This is a genomic window from Varibaculum timonense, assembly GCF_027694345.1.
Lineage (GTDB): Bacteria > Actinomycetota > Actinomycetes > Actinomycetales > Actinomycetaceae > Varibaculum > Varibaculum timonense_A.
This window is the reverse complement of sequence record NZ_JAQEVU010000002.1, coordinates 225805-244991: the sequence shown is the minus strand read 5'-3', so window position 1 is coordinate 244991 and position 19187 is coordinate 225805. Positions and strand designations below refer to the sequence as shown.

The following is a 19187-nucleotide window of genomic DNA, read 5'->3' as shown; positions in this document are numbered from 1 at the left end:
GGGAACGCCTTTCTAAAAAACGATTTAAGAGCTATTTACTAGACTAATAGAATCAACATTTACAGGGGCGGGAACGAAGTGTTGATTCCAAACCAGCCCCCAAAAGAAATAATGTGTCCTATCCTAAAAATATGCGTAAGAACAATGTACTGGTCATGATTCTAGCCGGTGGCGAAGGTAAAAGACTGATGCCACTAACCTTAGATCGCGCGAAACCCGCGGTTCCTTTTGGGGGAATCTATCGTCTCATCGATTTTGCCCTTTCCAATGTGGTCAATTCGGGGTATTTACGCTCGGTAGTCCTAACTCAATATAAATCCCATTCTTTAGACCGCCACTTGGCGACCACCTGGAGAATGTCGGATTTGCTCAGCAACTATATAGCCCCGGTTCCAGCCCAGCAAAGGCGGGGAAAACACTGGTATTTGGGCAGTGCAGACGCTGTTTATCAGTCTCTCAACATCGTTCGCGATGAAGATCCGAAATACCTGGTTATTATCGGTGCCGATAACATCTATCGGATGGATTTTTCCCAAATGGTAGATGATCATATTAAATCTGGTTTACCCTGCACGGTGGCTGGTATCCGTCAGCCAATCGAACTGTCAAGCAGTTTCGGGGTAATAGACCAGGACGGTGGCACGGTTAGGCGTTTCCTAGAAAAGCCAGATACCTGCGAAGGACTGCCGGATGACCCAACTAAGTTCTTGGCCTCTATGGGGAATTATGTTTTCACTACTAAAGATTTAGTAGCCGCGCTGCAAGCGGATGCGCAAAACGAAGAATCCAAACACGACATGGGTGGAGATATAGTTCCCTATTTCGTCGAGCATGGCGGGGTTAATTGCTATGACTTCATTAAGAACCAGGTTCCAGGTGCGACCGACCGCGACCGCGATTACTGGCGGGATGTGGGTACGATTGATGCCTTTTATGATGCTCACCAAGATTTACTCTCGGTGTCGCCAGTTTTTAACCTCTACAACTATGAATGGCCAACTTTTACCAAACTAGATGCCTGGTTACCTCCCGCTAAAAGCACTTTTAATGATGCGAGTCGGCGCGGTGAGGCTCTAGACTCTATTGTGTCCCCTGGGGTTATTATTTCGGGTGCTCTGGTGGAGCGTTCCATGCTTTCCCCGATGGTGCATTTACATTCCTACTCACATGTTGATGGTTCGGTACTAATGCATGGGGTAGATATTGAACGCTCCGCAGTGATTCACAATGCTATTTTAGATAAGAATGTCCGAGTCGGATCCGGGGTACAAATCGGTGTCGATCACGATAGAGACCGCGAGCGGGGCTTTATCGTTTCCGAGGGCGGAATCACGGTAGTCCCCAAGGGAACAGTGGTAAACGAATAGCCCATTTAACGCTAGCAATAGCTAATGGGTGGGGCAGATATGGTTTCATATCTGCCCCACCCATTTTTGATTGGTCTACCAGATTTTAGGGATAATACCCAGGCTATTGCCCGTTTTCTTGCCAGATAGTTAGCCGATTTTTAGCTTAGATACCACTGCTCAAAGAGCCGATAATTGCAAAACTGAAAATATAGAAAGCTACGGTTAGAACCAGACCAGCGATAAAACCGTTACGGCATTGGGTTGCCGTCTTAGGCTTGGTATTTTTCCACACCAACCAAAGAACCAACCCTGCAATGGGAATAAAGAACCCCAGAACTGCCCAGCCGAAACTACCGGTGTCTTCGGCATTCGGACTTGCTACTCCCCCACTTTGATAACCCTGTATAGGAGCTTGTGGCAGGGGCTGCCCGTAGCTAGGTTGCTGCCCCACCTGAGGCTGCGTCGGCGAGCTTGGCGGGTAGGGATTAGAGCTATTATTTGGATTGGGATTGGGGTTAAATTGACTCATTATTATTCATCCTTTAGATAGAAAACTCAGAATTATTTTCCTGTAAAACCCGGACAACTAGCAAATTTTAGGCTTGACTGAATTTTGATACAGAAATTTATTCCAGTACTGAAGACGCTTCTTTCAAGTCCTCTGTACCGCTTTCAGCACCTCTAACTGCTAAATAATTTCTTCAATTCTCTAATACTTCCCAATTAAACCCAAGACTATTGGCGCAGCGGGGCGTGGAAAACCCCGGTTATCTGCCCGCTACCAGAGCCAAGATTATTAAAGGAGCGAACGTGAAATGCAATAGCGGTAGCGGTGGATACTCCATAGGGAACGCTGGCGTTGTCTGGGGTTAACAGTTGGGCAGTCATCGAGATAATCGGTTCATGTCCCACTACCAAAATGGTTTTACCGCCTGTCGGTCCATACTCTTCCACTAGGCGCAGCAGCCGCTCCGGGGAGCAATGGTAAAGCTCGTCCTCTGCCAGTAGTTGAACGCCTTGGTAGAATTGTCCCAGCTGCCTCGCAGTTTGAGTGGCGCGAGTCGCCGTAGAATGCAATATCAGCTCGGCTTCAACGCCCTCTTTAACCAATAACGTCCCCAGCTCTCGCGCCTGCCGCACCCCAGCCGGGGTTAAAGGACGAGAGTGGTCGCCGTGGCCGTAACCAGCCTGCGCGTGTCGTACCAGGGTTAATTTGTAGCTCATACTTCCATCCTAGCTAAGCCTCTAGAATGAAAACTAAGGACAAGGAGGAACATGGCTTTAGCTAAAGGACCAGAAGACAATATCTGTTCAGCCCGCCGGTGCGAAAACCCGGCAACCAAAGCGGTATTGTGGCGCAACCCCAAGATTCCCCGCCCCGTACATAAAACCTGGCTGACTTGCGATGAACACGCTGATTTTTTGCGGCAATATCTGGCGTATCGCTCTTTTCCCACCAAGGTAGTTCCCTTTAGCGAGATCGAGACGGCAACTTTGGATTAGTCCCCGAATTACCCACTAGCCCCAGCAAGATTACGAGTAAGGCCGGCTGCTAGCTAAGTCAGTTCCACCAGATCCAGGTAATCATCGCTCCATAAATCTTCATCCCCATCGGGCAGCAGCAACACCCGCTGCGGATTGAGCGCCTCAACGGCACCCGGATCGTGGGTCACCAGCACCACTGCCCCCTCGTATTGGTCGAGGGCGTGCAAGATTTCTTCCCGAGACGCCGGATCCAAGTTATTGGTAGGTTCATCTAGCAGCAGCACATTGGCGCCACTTACTACCAGGGTGGCTAAAGCGAGACGGGTTTTTTCTCCCCCCGACAGCACGCTAGCGGGCTTAAAAGCATCTTCCCCGGAAAATAGGAACTGTCCCAAAATGTTACGCACATGGGTTTCATCCAGGTCGGGCGCCGCCGCGGTCATATTTTCATAAACCGTGCGAGCCGGATCCAAGGTTTCGTGTTCTTGGGCGTAATAGCCCAGTTTGAGGCCGTGCCCGGGAACAACTTCCCCCGAATCTAGTTCTTCAATCCCGTTTAATAGGCGCAGCAACGTGGTTTTACCGGCTCCGTTTTCCCCCAAAACCACCACTTTGCTGCCGCGATCGATTGATAAATCTAGGCCGGAAAATACCTCTAGGCTGCCATAAGATTTCGCGAGGCCGCGCGCATTCAGCGGTACTTTGCCGCAAGCTAGCGGAGTAGGAAAACGCAGGCGAGCAACCTTTTCGGCCTTGGTTTCGCTCCCGGCCTCTTTTACTAGTTCTTCGGCTCGGCGCAGCATTTGTTGCGCCGCGACTGCCTTAGTGGCTTTAGCCCGCATTTTCTCGCCCTGTTCGCGCAATGCCTGTGCTTTCGCCAAGGCGTTTTGGCGCTCGCGGCGCCGCCGCGCCTCATCTTGGGCGCGTTGCTTCAGGTAGGCATCCCAACCCAGTTTGTATTGGTCGATCACTGCCCGGGAGGCATCCAGATACCAAACCTGGTTTACAGTGTCTTGTAGCAGCGCCGTGGAGTGGGTAACCATGACAAAGCCGCCGGCATAGGTGCGCAGAAAATCGCGGAGCCAAATAATGGAGTCATGATCTAAGTGGTTGGTGGGCTCATCTAAAAGCAGTACATCTGGTTGGGAAAACAGTACCCGCGCCAGTTCTACCCGGCGGCGCTGCCCTCCCGAAAGCGTGGCGAGTGGCTGAGTTAGTGCGTCTTGGTCAAGCCCTAAGTTATGAGCGATCTGCATAGCCTCGGAGCGGGCGGCATAACCTCCTAGGCGAGTAAATTCTTCATCCAGCCGGGCGTATCTTTCTATCGCCCTGGCCTGGGTTTCCCCGCTGGTGGTAGACATTTTTTCTTGAGCGTTCTCGATTGCCCGCAAAGTGCGATCCAAATCCCGCACCGCCATGATCCGGGAAATCCCGTCCTTTTGTTTCACCCCCACTGCCGGGTCTTGTGACAAGTACCCTACCGACCCGGAGGAAGTAACTTTGCCTTGAAAATCGATATTATCGATTAATTCTTGGGCTTCGTCCTCGCTAAGAGATCCGCTAGAGCGATGTTTACCGAGAGCAACTAGCGCCGCGATTAGGCGCATAGTAGTGGTTTTACCAGCGCCATTGCGCCCCACTAGACCGATCCGCATCCCTTTATCAATCCGCAAATTGGTGCGGGAGACCAAGAGCCGCTGCCCGATCCGCACTTCCATATCTTGCGCATTAATCACCCCGCGATTCTACCCAGGAGCTGGCCGTAGTTAAAACCGATACGGCTATTGCTTGGTCCGCTACTATCCCGTATTTTCGAGGATAGGAGTAGGTCGAAGCAGATACCGAACCTCAGATATGAAATAGCTAGATTACAGATTTAACAGACCAGAAATAGATGTCTTTGCCCGTTAAAATAAGGATATGAGCGATATTAGTGAATTGCGTAAACCCAAAGCCTGGATGACCGATATGGATGGAGTGCTGGTGCACGAATCCGTGGCGCTACCAGGAGCATGCGAGTTTATTGAAACCCTGAAAAAGAAAAATATCCCGTTCCTGGTACTAACTAATAACTCTATCTTTACTAACCGTGATTTAGCTGCACGATTAAAAACCTCGGGATTAGAGGTTCCCGAAGACCGCATCTGGACTTCGGCTAACGCTACTGCCGAATTCTTAAATAGCCAGTCCCCTAACTCGACCGCGTTCGTCATTGGAGAAGCGGGACTTACCACCGCAATCCATGAAACCGGTTATATTATGACTGAAACCAATCCGGAATATGTGGTTCTAGGTGAAACTCGCTTCTACGATTTCGTCAATATTACCAAAGCGATTCGACTAATCGAAAAGGGCGCGAAGTTCATTTGCACCAACCCGGACACTACCGGTCCTTCCGAGGACGGAACTCTGCCCGCGGTGGGGTCAGTAGCCGCGATGATTACCAAGGCTACCGGGCGGAGGCCCTATTTCGTGGGTAAACCGAATCCGGTGATGTTCCGGGCGGGACTCAATAAGCTGGGCGCCCACTCCGAGGACGCGGCCATGGTTGGTGACCGCATGGACACTGATATTCACGCCGGTGTAGAAAGCGGTATGGATTCCTACCTAGTGTTATCAGGTTCAACTTCCCGCGAGGACATCCAGAAGTTCCCCTATCGCCCCAAGGCGGTATTCAACGGGATCGGGGATCTACTACCTCTACTTGGATAGTCTGGTTAGTACACCTCTCTGACTGTTAAATCATTGGGGAGGCGCCCGGCCATTGGCCGGGCGCCTCCCCTTTCAGTACCTGATTATTCTAGTCAGTTAGCGTCCCCAAAGTAGCTACCATCACGGCTTTAATGGTGTGCATCCGGTTTTCTGCTTGGTCAAACACTACTGAGCGTTCCCCACAGAACACCTCATCGGTAACTTCTAAGGCATCGAGACCAGTTTTTTGGTAAATATCCTCCCCCACGGTGGTGGCGCGGTCATGGAAAGCAGGCAGACAGTGCAAAAACTTTGCCTGCTGACCGGCTTCCGCCATTAGCTGGGCATTCACCTGGTAGGGCAAGAGCAGCTTAATCCGCTCATCCCAGACTTCTTTCGGCTCCCCCATCGAAACCCAAACATCGGTATACAAGAAATCCGCACCCTTAACCCCAGCAGCCGGATCATCAGTGTGGGTGATTCTCGCGCCGGTTAGAGCCGCAATTTCATGGGCTTTATCAATCCAGCACTGTTCATTCCACAGCTGCTTCGGTCCGATAATTCGCACATCCATGCCCATCATTGCCCCGGAAATCAGCAGCGAATTCGACATATTATTGCGAGCATCACCCAGATAGGCAAAGGAAATATCCTGCAAGTCGCGTCCGGAATGCTCCATCATAGTTAGCTGGTCACAAAGCATTTGCGTGGGATGCCATTCATCGGTCAAGCCGTTCCAAACCGGCACCCCCGATAGGCGCGCCAAAGTTTCTACGTCCTCTTGACGCCGTCCTCGAAACTCAATGCCATCATAGAAGCGCCCCAATACCTGCGCCGTGTCCGCCATAGATTCCTTATGCCCAATCTGGGAGGCCACCGGGTCGAGAAAAGTTACATGGGCACCCTGGTCGTAGGCAGCTACTTCAAAAGAGCAGCGCGTGCGGGTAGAAGTTTTTTCAAAAATTAGGGCGATGTTTTTACCTTTCAAATAAGGCTGTTCACTTCCCGCCCGTTTGGCTGCTTTTAGCTGCGCCGCCAAATCCAGCAGATACCGCCATTCCTCGGCGGTGAAATCAAGTTCTTTTAGAAAATGGCGACCAGATAGTAATGCCACAGTTTAACCTTTCTATTTTTTTCTTACTATTGAGCTAAATCTGTTTCCCCGATTCAGACCCCGCTATTTATTCAACAGCTGCTCGCGATAACGGACAGGTCATACAGCGCGGCCCGCCGCGCCCGCGCCCCAGCTCTGCACTAGGAACTTCTAAAACCTTTACCCCTTGGGAGCGCAAGTAGTCGATGGTTTGCCAGTTGCGGTCATAGGAGGTAACCACGTTTTCGCGAAGTGCCAGCAGGTTACAGGCATCATTCCATTGTCCGCGTTCGGCACCACTATCGGATTGCGGGGTTTGCAGAATATTAACCGCGCTTACTCCTGCCGCCTGGGCAAGAATCTCATGCATTTCGGCTTCCGGATGCAGCTGCCAAGAGATTTGACCGTCTGCGCCTCGGCGAGCAGTAACACTCGCCAACATTCCCAAGTTCTTGTATTTATAAAAAGTATCGCGATTAATCATCGTCAGCACCGTATCTAAATGCATTTGGGCTCGCTCCATCGGCATCAACAACCCGGTAACCATATTTATTGCTGAGGACGAGTCTAGGAGTAAGCGGGAAGCAAGGCGCTCGAAACCTGCCGGGCTGGTACGTTCCGAAATCCCTACCAGTACCGAGTGTTCCGAGAGTATTTCTACATCCCCTCCCTCGGTGGAGGCGGGGCTGTCAGCTACGCCTGCGCCAAACTGGGTAAGATTATCGCTAAAATCTGGATGGAACCGGTAGATAGCCTGCAAGTTTAAGGTTTCACGGCGACGGGCAGTCTTTTTCATGGCCGAGAGCATAACTCCCCCGCCAATCCAAGCAGAAGTATCGCGGGTAAATAAATGGTTAGGTAATGCCCCCAAAACCAAATCCTCAACACTAACCCGGGCTAAAACCACTGAGGAAACTTTTCCCAGCTGTTCCTCAATTTCTTGGCGCGTAAGTCCACAGAGCAAAATCTGTGCTAAACGTGAGCTTTCTTGCGTATCCAAATACTGGCGTAACCCTTCGCTAAGCGAAACTCCGAAATGACGTTCATTAATTGTTTCCGCCAGCAACCATTTACGCGCTGCCTCTATATCTAAAGTTTCCGCCAATAAATCCGCTAAGTAAACCACCTCGGCATTTTCGGCGCTAAGAATAGCGGTGAAAGTATCGTGATCTTCACGCGCCTTTTCTAGCCATAAAATATCGTCGAACAGCAGTTCGTCTCGATTAGAGGGGGTGAGGCGATTGAGCTCTTTACCTGGGCGATGTACTAAAACTCTCTGCAATCTACCAACTTCAGACCAGACCCCAAGTGTCATAGACTTCCCCCTGCTAGATTTCTCTAACAGCCTATGTTACCTCATTAAACGTTAAAGCCGAGAGCCCGCAGCTGTTCGCGTCCGTCCTCGCTAATGCGATCTGGTCCCCAAGGTGGCATCCACACCCAGTTGATTTGAACCCGAGACGCCATCGCCGAAAGCACCCACTGAGTTTGCTCTTCCAACACATCGGTGAGTGGACAGGCGGCTGAGGTAAGTGTCATTTCGAGAACCACTGTCCCATCTTCTTGCAGTTCAACCCCATAAATCAGCCCTAAATCCACGATATTAATCCCCAGTTCGGGGTCAATAACATCTTTCAGTGCTTCCAGTATTTCCTCTTTGGTGGGGAGCGCATTTTGCGGGGTGAGCGGGGAAGGCTCGGCAAACTCTTGTGAGGAATGCTGGGGGGCAGCTCCGTACCTTGTCGCTCTGCCCGATTTATCGGTATCTAAGTGTCCGTTTTCGCTATCATGCCCATGGACATGGGTTTTCGAGGGGAGATAGGGACCGGCATTTTCATTACCAGCAGCCACTGCCTGAAAGCGCTGGGGCACTTCAGCGGTGTTTTCCCAGGGACGTTCTTCACTCATGTTCTTGCCTCGCTTGCGTTTTGGCGATTGATTCTCTCAGCGCCATCCACCCTAAGAGGGCGCATTTAACTCGGTTGGGAAACTTGGAGGTTCCTTGCAGACTGGCGGCATCTTCTAGGGAATCTAGCACTTCGTCAGGAAGTTCCAGTCCCCGCGAATGCATCATTTGGTCGAAATTATTCCAAAGCTGTTCCACTTCCGCCAAAGATTTTCCCGCTACCAAGTCATTCATCATTGATAGTGATGCCTGGGAAATGGAACAGCCCTGCCCCTGCCAGGCAAGATCGGCCAGAGTATCGCCCTCTAAAGTAACTGCTAAAGTAACTTCATCCCCGCAGGTAGGATTAACTTGATAGGACGAGGTATCTGAAGGCGTTACTGGAGAGCTGCCGTGTTTTTCCGCGGCATGATCCATAATCACCTGCTGATATAGCTGATCAAGAGCCGAAACCATTATTCCCCCCTTTTAAAGAAACTACGTACGGTTTCTAAACCATCAATTAGGCGATCAATATCTTCGCGCGAAGAAGTAAGCGAAAGAGATGCCCGACAAGAGGAACGTAAACCATAGTGGGCGTGCAGCGGGAGGGCGCAGTGATGCCCTACCCGAATCGCCACGTCCTCGGCATCTAATACCTGCCCCACGTCATGGGGATGGATACCAAAGAAATCGAAAGCCGCGAGTCCTACCCGTTCGCGGTAATCTGTAGGTCCTAGCAGCCGCAGACCTTTAACGCTCGCTAAGCCCTCCAATAGATACTGAGTTAGGAACAGTTCATGCTGACGTATCCGTTCCATTCCCACTTTCTGTAAATAATCAAGTGCCACCGCCCAAGCGTGAATCTGGGCTACCGCTTGCGAGCCGGCCTCGAATCGCTCGGGGACAGGTTGGAAAGTGGTTTTGTCCATGTTTACATCGGCAATCATGGAGCCACCTGCCAGGAAAGGCGGCAATTGCTCTAGCAATTCCCCCCGGCCATATAGCGCCCCAATACCGGTGGGACCTGCCATTTTATGCCCGGAAAAGCAAGCAAAATCCGCGCCCAGGATTTTAATATCTAAGGGCATATGAGCGCTGGACTGGCAGGTATCTAACACTACCCAAGCCCCCACCGCGTGAGCCGCCTGGATAATAGGTGCTATATCAGTAATCGCCCCCGATACATTCGAGGCATGAGTTACTGCCACTACCTTGGTGTTCGTAGTGATAACGTTCAGGGTTTCCAGGTCAATCCGACCTTCATCATCCAAATCCAGATAGGCGAACTCGCAGCCGGTGCGCTGGCTAAGTAACTGCCACGGTACCAAGTTGGCGTGATGCTCTGCCCGCGTAGTAACCACCCGATCACCCTTGCCTATGAGGGGAGCCCCGCCATCAATCCCGGGGTTAGACAGGCCATAGGCCACCAGATTTAGCGCCTCGGTGGCATTCTTTGTCCAGACAATTTCGCTGGGATTTGCTCCGATAAAGGAGGAGAGGACGCAACGCGCATCCTCGAAATACTGGCTAGATTCATCAGCTAGCAGGTGAGTACCCCGATGCACCGCTCCATTAGAGTTTTCGTAAAAACTACTTTCGGCTTGCATCACTGAACGCGGTTTTTGAGAGGTGGCGGCCGCATCCAAATAGACAATCGGTTTCCCTCCCCGTCCGGTGCGGGAAAGAATCGGAAAATCGGCGCGCAAACGCGTCAGTTCCGAATCGGAAAATGGCGATTGCACTGGCAGCATCCTCTCAATAACTAATGAAACAGGGCTTTATGGTCGGAGATTGTTTACAGATAGGAGTCGTATCCGCTGGTCTCCAGCTTGTCAGCCAGCTCGCTCCCCCCAGAGTCCACAATCCGCCCTTTGGCAAATACGTGCACAAAGTCCGGCTTAATGTAGTTCAAAATCCGCGAATAGTGCGTGATTACCAGCAGCCCGCAACCAAGATTCTCGTGAGCATGATTTACCCCCGCCGATACGGTGCGCAAAGCGTCAATATCTAGACCAGAGTCAGTTTCGTCAAGAATAGCGAACTTGGGGTGAAGGATTTGCATCTGCAAAATCTCTAGGCGTTTCTTTTCCCCACCAGAAAAACCGGCATTGAGGTCGCGACTAGCGAACTTTGGATCTACTTTTAAATCCTCCATGGCGGCTTTTAGTTCCTTTACCCAAGTACGTACCGGCGGAGCTTGCCCATCAACCGCAGTCCGGGCGGTACGCAAGAAGTTAGACACCGTGACTCCGGGAACCTCCACCGGGTACTGCATTGCCAGGAATAAGCCGGCACGTGCCCTTTCATCTGGGGAAGATTCCAGGATATTAACCCCATCTAGGAGCACTTCCCCGCCCTCGATATGGTAACCGGGGTGACCGGCAATCGAATAGGCCAAAGTAGATTTACCCGAACCATTCGGTCCCATAATCGCATGCTTTTCCCCGGAATTCACCGTTAGGGAGGTACCTTTCAAAATCTGCTTTATCCCGTCGGGAGTTTCTACCGAAACCTGTAGGTCTTTAACTTCTAGTTTCCCCATTTATTCATTTCCTTTACTGCGGCTACAGGCAGAAACATAAACCGCCTGTCCTTTGATTTCAAGCTGATAACACTTAACTGGCTGGGTAGCAGGCAAGGTAGGCTGCCCGGTATTCAAATCGAACTGGGCACCATGTCCCCAGCACTCAATTGCGCATCCTTCTACCTCGCCCTCATCTAAAGCTATGTCCCCGTGAGTACACAGGGCATCTATCGCGTGCCAGCCGCCTTCCTCGTCACGCACAACGGCGATTGGAATCCTTTTACCCTTTTCATCGGTTATTTCTGCGCGTAGTGCTTGTCCGGCTTCTAGCGCGTCCACTTCACAGACTTTTTCTAGGCTCATAGCGCACCCGAGCCTTGTTCTAACCGCGCGTCAATCACCTGTAATAGGCGTTCTTCAATCTCGTTGATTCCAATCTGGCGGATAAGTTCAGCAAAAAATCCATGTACCACCATTTTTCGGGCGGTAGCTTCCGGAATACCGCGCGACAACAAATAGAAGAGCTGTTCGTCATCAAAACGCCCGGTGGCAGAAGCATGTCCAGCTCCCGCGATTTCTCCGTTTTCAATCTCTAGGTTAGGTACCGAATCAGCTTTTGCTCCCGGGTTTAACACCAGGTTACGGTTTTGCTCATAGGAATCGGTATTGAAAGCCTGTTTGCCAATCAGCACATCCCCAATCCAGACCGCATGTGCCTGCGTTCCTTGCAGCGCTCCTTTATAGTGCACATCGGAACGGCAATTTTCAGCAATGTGATTGACGAAAAGGCGGTGTTCTTGATGCTGGTCAGTGTCGGTAAAGTAGACACCTAACATTTCGACTTCCCCGCCCGGTTTATCTAAATCGATATCAGGGCAGATTCGTACCAAATCGCCCCCCAGGGTGACTACGATATGTTTCAGCTTTGCGTCTTTTTCCACGTTCATGCGGTGATTAGCCGCGTGTACTGCCGAGCGTTCCCATTGCTGAATCGAAACTATTTCTAGCTCGGCTCCGCTTTCAACATTTATCTCAACCCCCTGGTTGAGTTGGGCATCACCGCTGTGTTCCAAAATTAGCAGGGCTTTAGCCTGTGGTTTCACATCTATGCAGATATGTTGGGCAGCCGGAGTCGGGTTTTCCCCAATTATTTTGATTCGCAATGCTTCGGGAAACTGGTCAGCAATAACTAGGTTTACTATTTCCTGGTGGTTATTCCATTCGACAACGCTCGCCCGATCTCCGGGAGCCCCGATTTTACCGTGAATATCGCTGTCGGTAGCTATTTCGATATACGAGGACGCGCCCAGATTTAGGCGTTTACCTGAGTTTAAAACCTGCCCCTCAACCTCAACTGTAGGAGAACTTCCCTCTAAAGTCTCTGTAAGCAGCATCTTTATCCGCTCTAGCGGGGTAAAGCGCCAATCTTCTTCCCGCCCGGTCGGCATAGGAATATCAGAAAGATTAAAAGAGGTGGGACGGTCAGCTCGGGAAGAAGCTGCGACTACTTTATGGTCTGCCTGTTTTAGCATCTTTGCCATTACCCCACCGATCCTTCCATTTGCAGTTCGATTAGGCGATTAAGCTCCAGGGCGTACTCCATGGGTAGTTCTCGCGCGATTGGTTCAATAAAGCCACGCACAATCATCGCCATTGCTTCAGTCTCGCTAAGTCCCCGACTCATCAGATAAAATAGCTGGTCGGCACTAACTTTAGACACCGTAGCCTCGTGTCCCATCTCGACATCATCGGTTTGAATATCCACATAAGGATAGGTGTCAGTACGCGAAATTTGGTCTACCAGCAGCGCATCACAAACCACTGATGCTTTGGAATGTTTAGCCTGCGGAGCAACGTGTACCAGCCCCCGATAAGACGAACGCCCCCCGTTACGGGAAATAGATTTCGAGACAATTGAAGAGGACGTATTGGGCGCTAGATGCAACATTTTTGCACCGGTATCCTGGTTTTGCCCTTCGCCCGAGAATGCCACTGATAGCGCCTCTCCGCGCGCATTTTTCCCGTTCAAATAGACCGAGGGGTACTTCATATTAGTTTTTGACCCCATATTTCCGTCTACCCATTCCATAGTGGCGCCCTCTTCGCAGATGGCGCGCTGGGTTACCAGGTTATAGACGTTGGTAGACCAGTTTTGAATGGTGGTGTAGCGTACCCGAGCATCTTTGAGACAGAAAATTTCTACAATCGCAGAGTGTAGCGAATCCGATTTATAAATCGGGGCGGTACACCCTTCCACGTAGTGAACGTAAGAGCCCTCGTCAGCAATGATTAGGGTGCGCTCGAACTGCCCCATATTTTCGGTGTTGATCCGGAAATAGGCCTGCAGGGGGATTTCGACCTGTACTCCCTTGGGAACATAGATAAAAGATCCCCCCGACCATACCGCGGTATTTAGAGCCGCAAACTTGTTATCACCAGCAGGAACAGCTTTCCCGAAGAAGCGTTTGAACAGGTCTTCGTGTTCGCGCAGTGCGGTGTCGGTATCTAGGAAGATAACTCCTTGTTCTTCCAAATCGCCGCGAATCTGGTTGTAGACCACTTCGGATTCATATTGAGCCGCCACCCCAGAAACCAGGCTTTCGCGTTCTGCTTCCGGAATCCCTAGCCGGTCATAGGTTTTCTTGATGTCCTCGGGCAAATCTTCCCAGGAGCTGGCTACCTTGTCGGTCGAGCGCACGAAATATTTAATCTGATCCATTTGCAAATCAGATAAATCAGGTCCCCAGGTAGGCATCGGCTTACGTTCAAAAACTTTGAGGGCTTTTAGTCGGCGTTTAAGCATCCATTCGGGTTCGTCTTTCTCGGCAGAGATGAAACGTACTACTTCCTCGTCAAGACCACGCCTAGCGCTTTGACCAGCTGCATCGGAGTCGTGCCATCCGTACTCGTATTGAGTGCCAATCGAGTCTATAACCTGCTGGTCAGCAGCTTCTTTTTGTTCTTTAGTGGCAATCACCGGTGGTGATGATGTCATTTGTGTGTCAATCCCTCTTTTGTTGTTTCCTTGTGCTCTACTGTGTCATGTTTAGCGGTTAATAGGGAATTTAGGAGTGGGCAGAGCTATTGGCACCGAGGTGGTACATACATGCTCCCCATCCGCCAAAGTCGCCAAGCGTTGCACATGTACGTCCAAAAGACGGGAAAACGCTTGAGTTTCCGCCTCACATAGTTGCGGAAACTCACCCGCAACTTCTTGCACCGGGCAGTTTCCTTGGCAAAGCTGTACTGCAAAACCGCCATTGCCTACCTCGCGCACCGTAGCGGCATACCCATCGGCGGTTAAGGCATCGGCGAGGGCGCGGGCACGCGACCTCGGGTCTGTACCAGCTTCTTTTATCAAAGGCGCGTAACGACGTTCAATATCGCGCGAATGAGCAGCAGCGAAACTGTCTATTCCATCCGGACCGGCGACTTGCTCAATAAATCCCAGAGCCCGACTTGCAAGTTTTGAGTAATCCTCGCTAAGCCCTTCCCGTCCTTTACCGGTAGCGATGTAGTGACGCGCCGGCCGACCACGCCCCCGTTTGGTCTGTTGTCCACTTTCGTATACTGCAATCATCTGGGCGGATTCTAGAGCAGTAATGTGGCGACGAATAGCCGCGGTAGTAAGCCGGAGGATTTTCGCCAGGTGGGCGGCGGTAACGGGGCCTTTTTCGACTATCAAATCTAGAACTGTTTGCCGAGTCGGTTCCGTGTCGCTCACGTTTCCCCTCCTTAAAAATAGACCTTAGCTATTTTAACGCATTTTAGAAACAGGTTACTTGCAAAAATGTCTACTAAAGGGAAGTGTGGCGGGTACAACACACAAATGAAGTTGAATTCGCCCTCAACAAACCGGTTGGTTTAACAAAAACCCCAATGGAGACGGCTAGCTGACGCGCGTTTTAACGCTCAAGCAGAAGCGGATCAGCTATGAAGGGCGCAGAGGGGCTACGCAAAGAACGCCAACCATTTCTCAAGGACTCAATACTCGCCAATACCGCAGCCAGAGCCGATGGATTATGTAGACTGCCGCTGAGTAGGGCATCTCTTGCTTGGTCTAGAGGAAACCAGGCAAGGCACATATCTCGTTCTTCTTCACGCCTATCGAAAGGCTGACCGCTCACAGCAGAGATTCCGCGCGCTAAAAATATCCGTAAATGTTCACTGCTACCACCGGGAGAAGTGAAGAAATCTACCAGCACTTTCCAATTTGCTGCCTGAAGATTAGCTTCCTCCCAAAGCTCTCGGCGGGCAGCGCTCAAACGATCTTCGCCCGGTTTATCCAATAAACCCGCCGGAATCTCCCACAGGAAAGCACGCACCGGATGACGATATTGACGGAGCAAAAGAATCTCCCAATCAGCAAGTTCCTTTGAAGATTCATCAGCTCCCTGAACCGGGCGCACCGCTGCAATCGCGACTGCTCCGGGGTGAGAAAGATAATCTCGACGCACCACAGGCTCATCTTTATGCAGACGCACTTGGTCACTTTGAAAATCAAACACCTGTCCGTGGTAAATCAGTTCTTGTTTTTCTACCGGATACTTATAGGTTTCATCACGCAGTTGCATAGTTTCACTTTCAGTTTCTATCAAGCTATTCGATTACTGTTCAGATTTATCATCTAGGTAGGGTTCGACCATTACCGCGCCCACTTCCTAACCTATCCCCCCTTGGTTATTTCTGCACCTAGCTGCCTATTTATTGCCGGAAGTAGATAAATCATTTTTACGCTCGCGCAACTGGCGCACTAGCAGCGGGCTCATAATAGCCACGGTCACAATCCCCGCAAGGGCGGCCGCAAAAAAAGTACCAAATATATTCACCCATAACTCCATCAAATAACCAGAAATAAACCAACCAGACACCCCTGCCCCTAACGCTAGAAAAAAGCCATAACCAGCAGCCGGGGCAACGCCCCTTAAGGCTGGTTTTCCCGCAATCTGCCGCAGACCGATTAGCAGTCCCAGCGCCCCCACGCTCATACCTACCGATTGCGCCAACCCCAAGGCAAGCAAAATAGCATTAGCGCGATTAGCGCAAATACTAGATAAACAGGCACTCAACCCCCAGGAAAGAGCCGCTACCGTCAGCCACCCAGCAGAGGCTGCTATCACCGCCTGTTTCGCTCCTCCTAAAGCGTAGAGAACCCGTGAAAGATGATAGACCAATCCGTAGCCCACCACGGCAGGTGCCATTGCCACCAGTGCCCATAACATTCCTGGAACGGGATTAATTCGCGCAAAAATATCAGTTACCGGACGAGCCACCGACACCAGCAGCGCCGACCCGAAAAGACCGATTCCGGTTACAAATCGCGTTGAAGATGCACATTCCAGGTTGAATGCCCCCTTATCGCCTCGATGGATAAGCCAAGATAACCTGGGAAACATCGCAGTAGCAATCGGAACCGCCAATACCGCATAGGGCAACATATATACCGATTGCGAGTACTGGTAGATAGGCAAAGAGCCTTCCACGCCATAGCTGCGGGTAACCAAAATGATTACCAGCACTGAGAACTGTTGCGCAATTAGAGACCCCACCCCTGCCCCCGCTAGCTGCATAGCTTTCCGTCCTCGCCCTTGTCCCAAACGTAAAGTGGGACGCCAACGAATCCCCAGACGGTAAATCGGAATAAATAGCGGTAGACTCATGGCCGCTACCCCAGCGGTAGTCCCCCAGCCCAAAATCAAAATAGCGTTATGAGCCACCTGCTCAGGATCAGAAACCGAGGGAGTAAGGTAACCAAAAATCGCGTAAGTGCTGATTACCACCAGGGAGTTAAGCAATGGACCTAAAGCGGGCAGTAAAAATTTTTCATGGGCTTGCAAAATACCGGTGCCGACTACACACAATCCATAAAGGGGCACTTGCAGCGCAAACATTTGCAAAAAGACGCTAATTAAATGGGCTTGCAGCTGCGGGTCAGCCCCTTGGGGACAAGGCATTACCTGACCTATCCAAGGTGCTAGAAAATAAACCATCACCCCTATCGGCGTGAGCAGTAACAACGCCCAGGAAATGAGAGCCGAAGATATACGTTGCACCTCGGCTCTTAACTCATCGGCAATCGGACCGGCAAGAATCGGAATAGTTACTCCCGCGAGCGCTCCCCCGGCGACCACCTCAAATAGAACTGTTGGCAGCTGATTAGCGGTAGCGTAGGCGTTCGCGAAGGCTCCCGTGCCTACCCAAGCAGATTGGGTCAGCCAACGCCCAAAACCAAAAAATCTCGAGAGTAAAGTGAGGACAGAAATTAGCCCGACAGCCGACGCTAATGCGGGCAGCCGGTTGCCTAATCCCGGTTTTTTCAACACCTGCGCCCTAGGTTATCTATAGCCCGCAATACCGCATTACCCGAGATTACCTGGGAAAAGGATATTTTCTCGCTGGCGGCGTTTAAGGTAACTACCGCCAGGACAGCCAATAGTTTCCCAGGTAGCTTAGTTTTTTGCGCTAACGCTACCCCCAGTAGCGCCCCGAGGGCGTTAGCACCGGTATCCCCCAGCATTTCCTTTTCTCCTAGGTCTTTAGGTAGTTCTAGGAGGCAAACCGTCAGCGCCCCGCTTCCTAAGATTTTGGCAGCACCTTTATTGCCCCTAAGTAGCAGGCTAATCAGAGTCCCTAGTTTTAAGCAACGCCCTGGACGCAGGTCAAATAGGTTAGCCAGATTCGCACTACCGGCAATTAGCACTGTATCTAGCGCCCAGGAGGGCAAACCGCTACCTCGGGAACGACCAATTCCAACCGCGCCTATACCGGCTCCGATTCCGATACCGGCAATCTTCAAAGCACCGGTAGTAACTTTTCCCTGAGCTAAGGCTCGCAAATGCCCGTGAAATCCCTTCGCAGCAGTATTAACGCCAGTTTTCTGTCCCGGATTAGCCTCAGCGTTATTGATGGTTACTTCTTGGGAATCAGCGTTTTCTGGTCGCGTATCAAAAGGCGTTTGCGCCTGGGTGTCATCAATATATCCCAGGGCTGCTCCTGCTGCCACCGGCACTATTGCCCCAAATTTTGCGGCCATATTGCCAGAAAGTGCCAGGGCGCTGGTCAAACAGCCAGTTGCAACTTTGATTCCCCCGCTAAGGTTTACGGTTTTGCCATGAAAATTCTGGCGTTCATAGCGGCGAAGTTGCTCGGGAGAAAGGTGCTGCACCAGATACTTCCTGGCTAGGAAAAACCCGGCACTTGCCAGTAATACCCCCTGGGCTGCCCGTGTCATTTATTTTCCTCCTTTTCTGCATCGGGAAAGGGCGGAATAAGCTGGCTAGCATAATGCTCATTGCCATAGGCTTGGTTATTTCCAGATTCATCTGCTAAAAGCGCAAAGGGAATCGAAGTATTACTCATAACCGAACCAATACCATCTACGGTGGTAACTTCTAGTTTTTCTGCGCGAATCTTCGTTAAATAATCTGTCTCATTCTTAGCGCTCCCAACAATCACTGTTCCTTTGGGAAGGGCTCCATCAATACCTTTAACGAAGTCTAAATCGATTTGACTGCCCCCAGCCTTTGTATCCTTTTCGCTAGAAATGGGGCTTAACACTAAAATCATCTGCGCCGGGTCAGTTACCGTTTCCTTAGAAATCAAAGGAGTATCTCCAGCCGAAAGGTTACTTACTAGCGCTTGTATCTCTTTGTCGGCGCTAGTTAGCCCCATACCCAAAGCAGTTGCCAATACCTGCTGGCTAGAAACTTTAGCATCAACTTTATCTGCGAGTTTACCGGCTAAAGTTGAGGCTAAAGTGTCCCGATAAGATAGCAATTCTTCGCTGAACCAACTGTCTTTTATGGTCACAGAGTTCACAATCGTACCGGTAGCTATTTTCAATTGCTCATTTATTCCATTAATTGCTTCGTCACTTACCCCCGGCATTCTCACTACTGCGACTTTCTTGCCCGCCAGCTGATTGGGAGTAACTTTACGTCCTAATACCCCAATATATTCGCTAGCGCTATTTGCCTGTTTCACCAAATCTTCATTGACCTGACGCAGTTCAGCTTGCTGCTTTGAAAGCGCTTCCACCCGCCCCGACAAGGTATCGGAAATTTTACCTTGTAAGGGTCCGGCTCCCAGTACCACCCCCATAGTGAGGGCTACCAGCACAGCCATGAGTGACACTAAGTGATAGCGAAAATCAATCAT

At 50.9% G+C, this 19187-nt stretch carries 19 protein-coding genes and 1 pseudogene; 3 read left to right on the top strand and 17 right to left on the bottom strand.

From position 1 onward, the window contains the following. Window positions 1–131: 131 nt before the first annotated feature. Window positions 132–1367, top strand: a complete 1236-nt coding sequence (locus tag PG728_RS02630; RefSeq protein WP_072509812.1) for a glucose-1-phosphate adenylyltransferase — start codon at window positions 132–134, stop codon at window positions 1365–1367. 145 nt (window positions 1368–1512) lie between these two features. On the opposite strand, the gene PG728_RS02625 is transcribed toward PG728_RS02630, so the two are convergent. Continuing rightward, window positions 1513–1878: a hypothetical protein gene (locus PG728_RS02625; protein ID WP_270625618.1), complete on the bottom strand. Its 366-nt coding sequence runs from the start codon at window positions 1876–1878 to the stop codon at window positions 1513–1515. Between the two features lie 206 nt (window positions 1879–2084). Further along, the gene (locus tag PG728_RS02620) at window positions 2085–2573 is read right to left on the bottom strand and encodes a SixA phosphatase family protein (RefSeq protein ID WP_072509439.1); all 489 of its coding nucleotides are present in this window, start codon (window positions 2571–2573) and stop codon (window positions 2085–2087) included. Between the two features lie 51 nt (window positions 2574–2624). Between PG728_RS02620 and PG728_RS02615 the strand changes: the two genes are divergently transcribed. Beyond that, a complete protein-coding gene (locus PG728_RS02615; RefSeq protein ID WP_270625617.1) occupies window positions 2625–2852 on the top strand; it encodes a hypothetical protein in 228 nt (75 codons plus the stop codon). 53 nt (window positions 2853–2905) lie between these two features. On the opposite strand, the gene PG728_RS02610 is transcribed toward PG728_RS02615, so the two are convergent. Beyond that, window positions 2906–4570 (bottom strand): ABC-F family ATP-binding cassette domain-containing protein, encoded by a 1665-nt coding sequence (locus tag PG728_RS02610; RefSeq protein WP_270625616.1) that lies wholly within the window; start codon window positions 4568–4570, stop codon window positions 2906–2908. A gap of 184 nt (window positions 4571–4754) precedes the next feature. Between PG728_RS02610 and PG728_RS02605 the strand changes: the two genes are divergently transcribed. Further along, window positions 4755–5546, top strand: a complete 792-nt coding sequence (locus PG728_RS02605) for an HAD-IIA family hydrolase (RefSeq protein ID WP_072509436.1) — start codon at window positions 4755–4757, stop codon at window positions 5544–5546. A gap of 88 nt (window positions 5547–5634) precedes the next feature. Here PG728_RS02605 and argF read toward each other — a convergent pair whose 3' ends face one another. The 14 genes and pseudogenes from argF to PG728_RS02535 form a co-directional block, all read right to left on the bottom strand. Beyond that, window positions 5635–6639 (bottom strand): ornithine carbamoyltransferase, encoded by a 1005-nt coding sequence (gene argF / locus PG728_RS02600; protein ID WP_270625615.1) that lies wholly within the window; start codon window positions 6637–6639, stop codon window positions 5635–5637. A gap of 67 nt (window positions 6640–6706) precedes the next feature. Beyond that, complete coding sequence (locus PG728_RS02595) at window positions 6707–7933, bottom strand: arginine deiminase (protein WP_270625614.1); 1227 nt, start codon at window positions 7931–7933, stop codon at window positions 6707–6709. A 44-nt stretch (window positions 7934–7977) separates the two neighbouring features. Next, window positions 7978–8328: pseudogene (locus tag PG728_RS02590) on the bottom strand (metal-sulfur cluster assembly factor); the annotation flags it as partial. 190 nt (window positions 8329–8518) lie between these two features. Continuing rightward, window positions 8519–8980 (bottom strand): Fe-S cluster assembly sulfur transfer protein SufU, encoded by a 462-nt coding sequence (gene sufU, locus PG728_RS02585; protein WP_270625613.1) that lies wholly within the window; start codon window positions 8978–8980, stop codon window positions 8519–8521. After that, window positions 8980–10248: a SufS family cysteine desulfurase gene (locus tag PG728_RS02580; RefSeq protein ID WP_270625612.1), complete on the bottom strand. Its 1269-nt coding sequence runs from the start codon at window positions 10246–10248 to the stop codon at window positions 8980–8982. Before PG728_RS02580 ends, sufU begins: the two co-directional genes overlap by 1 nt. Window positions 10249–10301: 53 nt before the next feature. Continuing rightward, entirely contained in the window at window positions 10302–11048 is a 747-nt protein-coding gene (gene sufC, locus PG728_RS02575) for a Fe-S cluster assembly ATPase SufC (RefSeq protein WP_072509431.1), read from the bottom strand. Next, entirely contained in the window at window positions 11049–11393 is a 345-nt protein-coding gene (locus PG728_RS02570; RefSeq protein ID WP_072509430.1) for a non-heme iron oxygenase ferredoxin subunit, read from the bottom strand. Continuing rightward, on the bottom strand, window positions 11390–12571 hold the full coding sequence (gene sufD, locus PG728_RS02565; RefSeq protein WP_270625611.1) for a Fe-S cluster assembly protein SufD: 1182 nt from the start codon (window positions 12569–12571) through the stop codon (window positions 11390–11392). Before sufD ends, PG728_RS02570 begins: the two co-directional genes overlap by 4 nt. Then, the gene (gene sufB, locus PG728_RS02560; protein ID WP_072509428.1) at window positions 12571–14025 is read right to left on the bottom strand and encodes a Fe-S cluster assembly protein SufB; all 1455 of its coding nucleotides are present in this window, start codon (window positions 14023–14025) and stop codon (window positions 12571–12573) included. Before sufB ends, sufD begins: the two co-directional genes overlap by 1 nt. Window positions 14026–14076: 51 nt before the next feature. Next, entirely contained in the window at window positions 14077–14754 is a 678-nt protein-coding gene (locus PG728_RS02555; RefSeq protein WP_072509427.1) for a helix-turn-helix transcriptional regulator, read from the bottom strand. A gap of 181 nt (window positions 14755–14935) precedes the next feature. Next, window positions 14936–15604 (bottom strand): NUDIX domain-containing protein, encoded by a 669-nt coding sequence (locus PG728_RS02550; RefSeq protein ID WP_270625610.1) that lies wholly within the window; start codon window positions 15602–15604, stop codon window positions 14936–14938. Between the two features lie 126 nt (window positions 15605–15730). After that, the gene (murJ, locus tag PG728_RS02545; protein WP_270625609.1) at window positions 15731–17353 is read right to left on the bottom strand and encodes a murein biosynthesis integral membrane protein MurJ; all 1623 of its coding nucleotides are present in this window, start codon (window positions 17351–17353) and stop codon (window positions 15731–15733) included. Further along, entirely contained in the window at window positions 17347–18261 is a 915-nt protein-coding gene (locus PG728_RS02540) for a hypothetical protein (RefSeq protein WP_270625608.1), read from the bottom strand. The genes murJ and PG728_RS02540 overlap by 7 nt, the downstream gene beginning before the upstream one ends. After that, complete coding sequence (locus tag PG728_RS02535) at window positions 18258–19187, bottom strand: copper transporter (RefSeq protein ID WP_270625607.1); 930 nt, start codon at window positions 19185–19187, stop codon at window positions 18258–18260. The genes PG728_RS02540 and PG728_RS02535 overlap by 4 nt, the downstream gene beginning before the upstream one ends.

Excerpts from the sequence above, each read along its gene's own strand:
- PG728_RS02630 (WP_072509812.1), top strand. The coding sequence starts at position 132 with ATGCGTAAGAACAATGTACTGGTCATGATTCTAGCCGGTGGCGAAGGT.
- PG728_RS02625 (WP_270625618.1), bottom strand. The coding sequence starts at position 1,878 with ATGAGTCAATTTAACCCCAATCCCAATCCAAATAATAGCTCTAATCCC.
- PG728_RS02620 (WP_072509439.1), bottom strand. The coding sequence starts at position 2,573 with ATGAGCTACAAATTAACCCTGGTACGACACGCGCAGGCTGGTTACGGC.
- PG728_RS02615 (WP_270625617.1), top strand. The coding sequence starts at position 2,625 with ATGGCTTTAGCTAAAGGACCAGAAGACAATATCTGTTCAGCCCGCCGG.
- PG728_RS02605 (WP_072509436.1), top strand. The coding sequence starts at position 4,755 with ATGAGCGATATTAGTGAATTGCGTAAACCCAAAGCCTGGATGACCGAT.
- PG728_RS02595 (WP_270625614.1), bottom strand. The coding sequence starts at position 7,933 with ATGACACTTGGGGTCTGGTCTGAAGTTGGTAGATTGCAGAGAGTTTTA.
- sufU (WP_270625613.1), bottom strand. The coding sequence starts at position 8,980 with ATGGTTTCGGCTCTTGATCAGCTATATCAGCAGGTGATTATGGATCAT.
- sufC (WP_072509431.1), bottom strand. The coding sequence starts at position 11,048 with ATGGGGAAACTAGAAGTTAAAGACCTACAGGTTTCGGTAGAAACTCCC.
- PG728_RS02570 (WP_072509430.1), bottom strand. The coding sequence starts at position 11,393 with ATGAGCCTAGAAAAAGTCTGTGAAGTGGACGCGCTAGAAGCCGGACAA.
- sufD (WP_270625611.1), bottom strand. The coding sequence starts at position 12,571 with ATGGCAAAGATGCTAAAACAGGCAGACCATAAAGTAGTCGCAGCTTCT.
- sufB (WP_072509428.1), bottom strand. The coding sequence starts at position 14,025 with ATGACATCATCACCACCGGTGATTGCCACTAAAGAACAAAAAGAAGCT.
- PG728_RS02550 (WP_270625610.1), bottom strand. The coding sequence starts at position 15,604 with ATGCAACTGCGTGATGAAACCTATAAGTATCCGGTAGAAAAACAAGAA.
- PG728_RS02540 (WP_270625608.1), bottom strand. The coding sequence starts at position 18,261 with ATGACACGGGCAGCCCAGGGGGTATTACTGGCAAGTGCCGGGTTTTTC.
- PG728_RS02535 (WP_270625607.1), bottom strand. The coding sequence starts at position 19,187 with ATGATTGATTTTCGCTATCACTTAGTGTCACTCATGGCTGTGCTGGTA.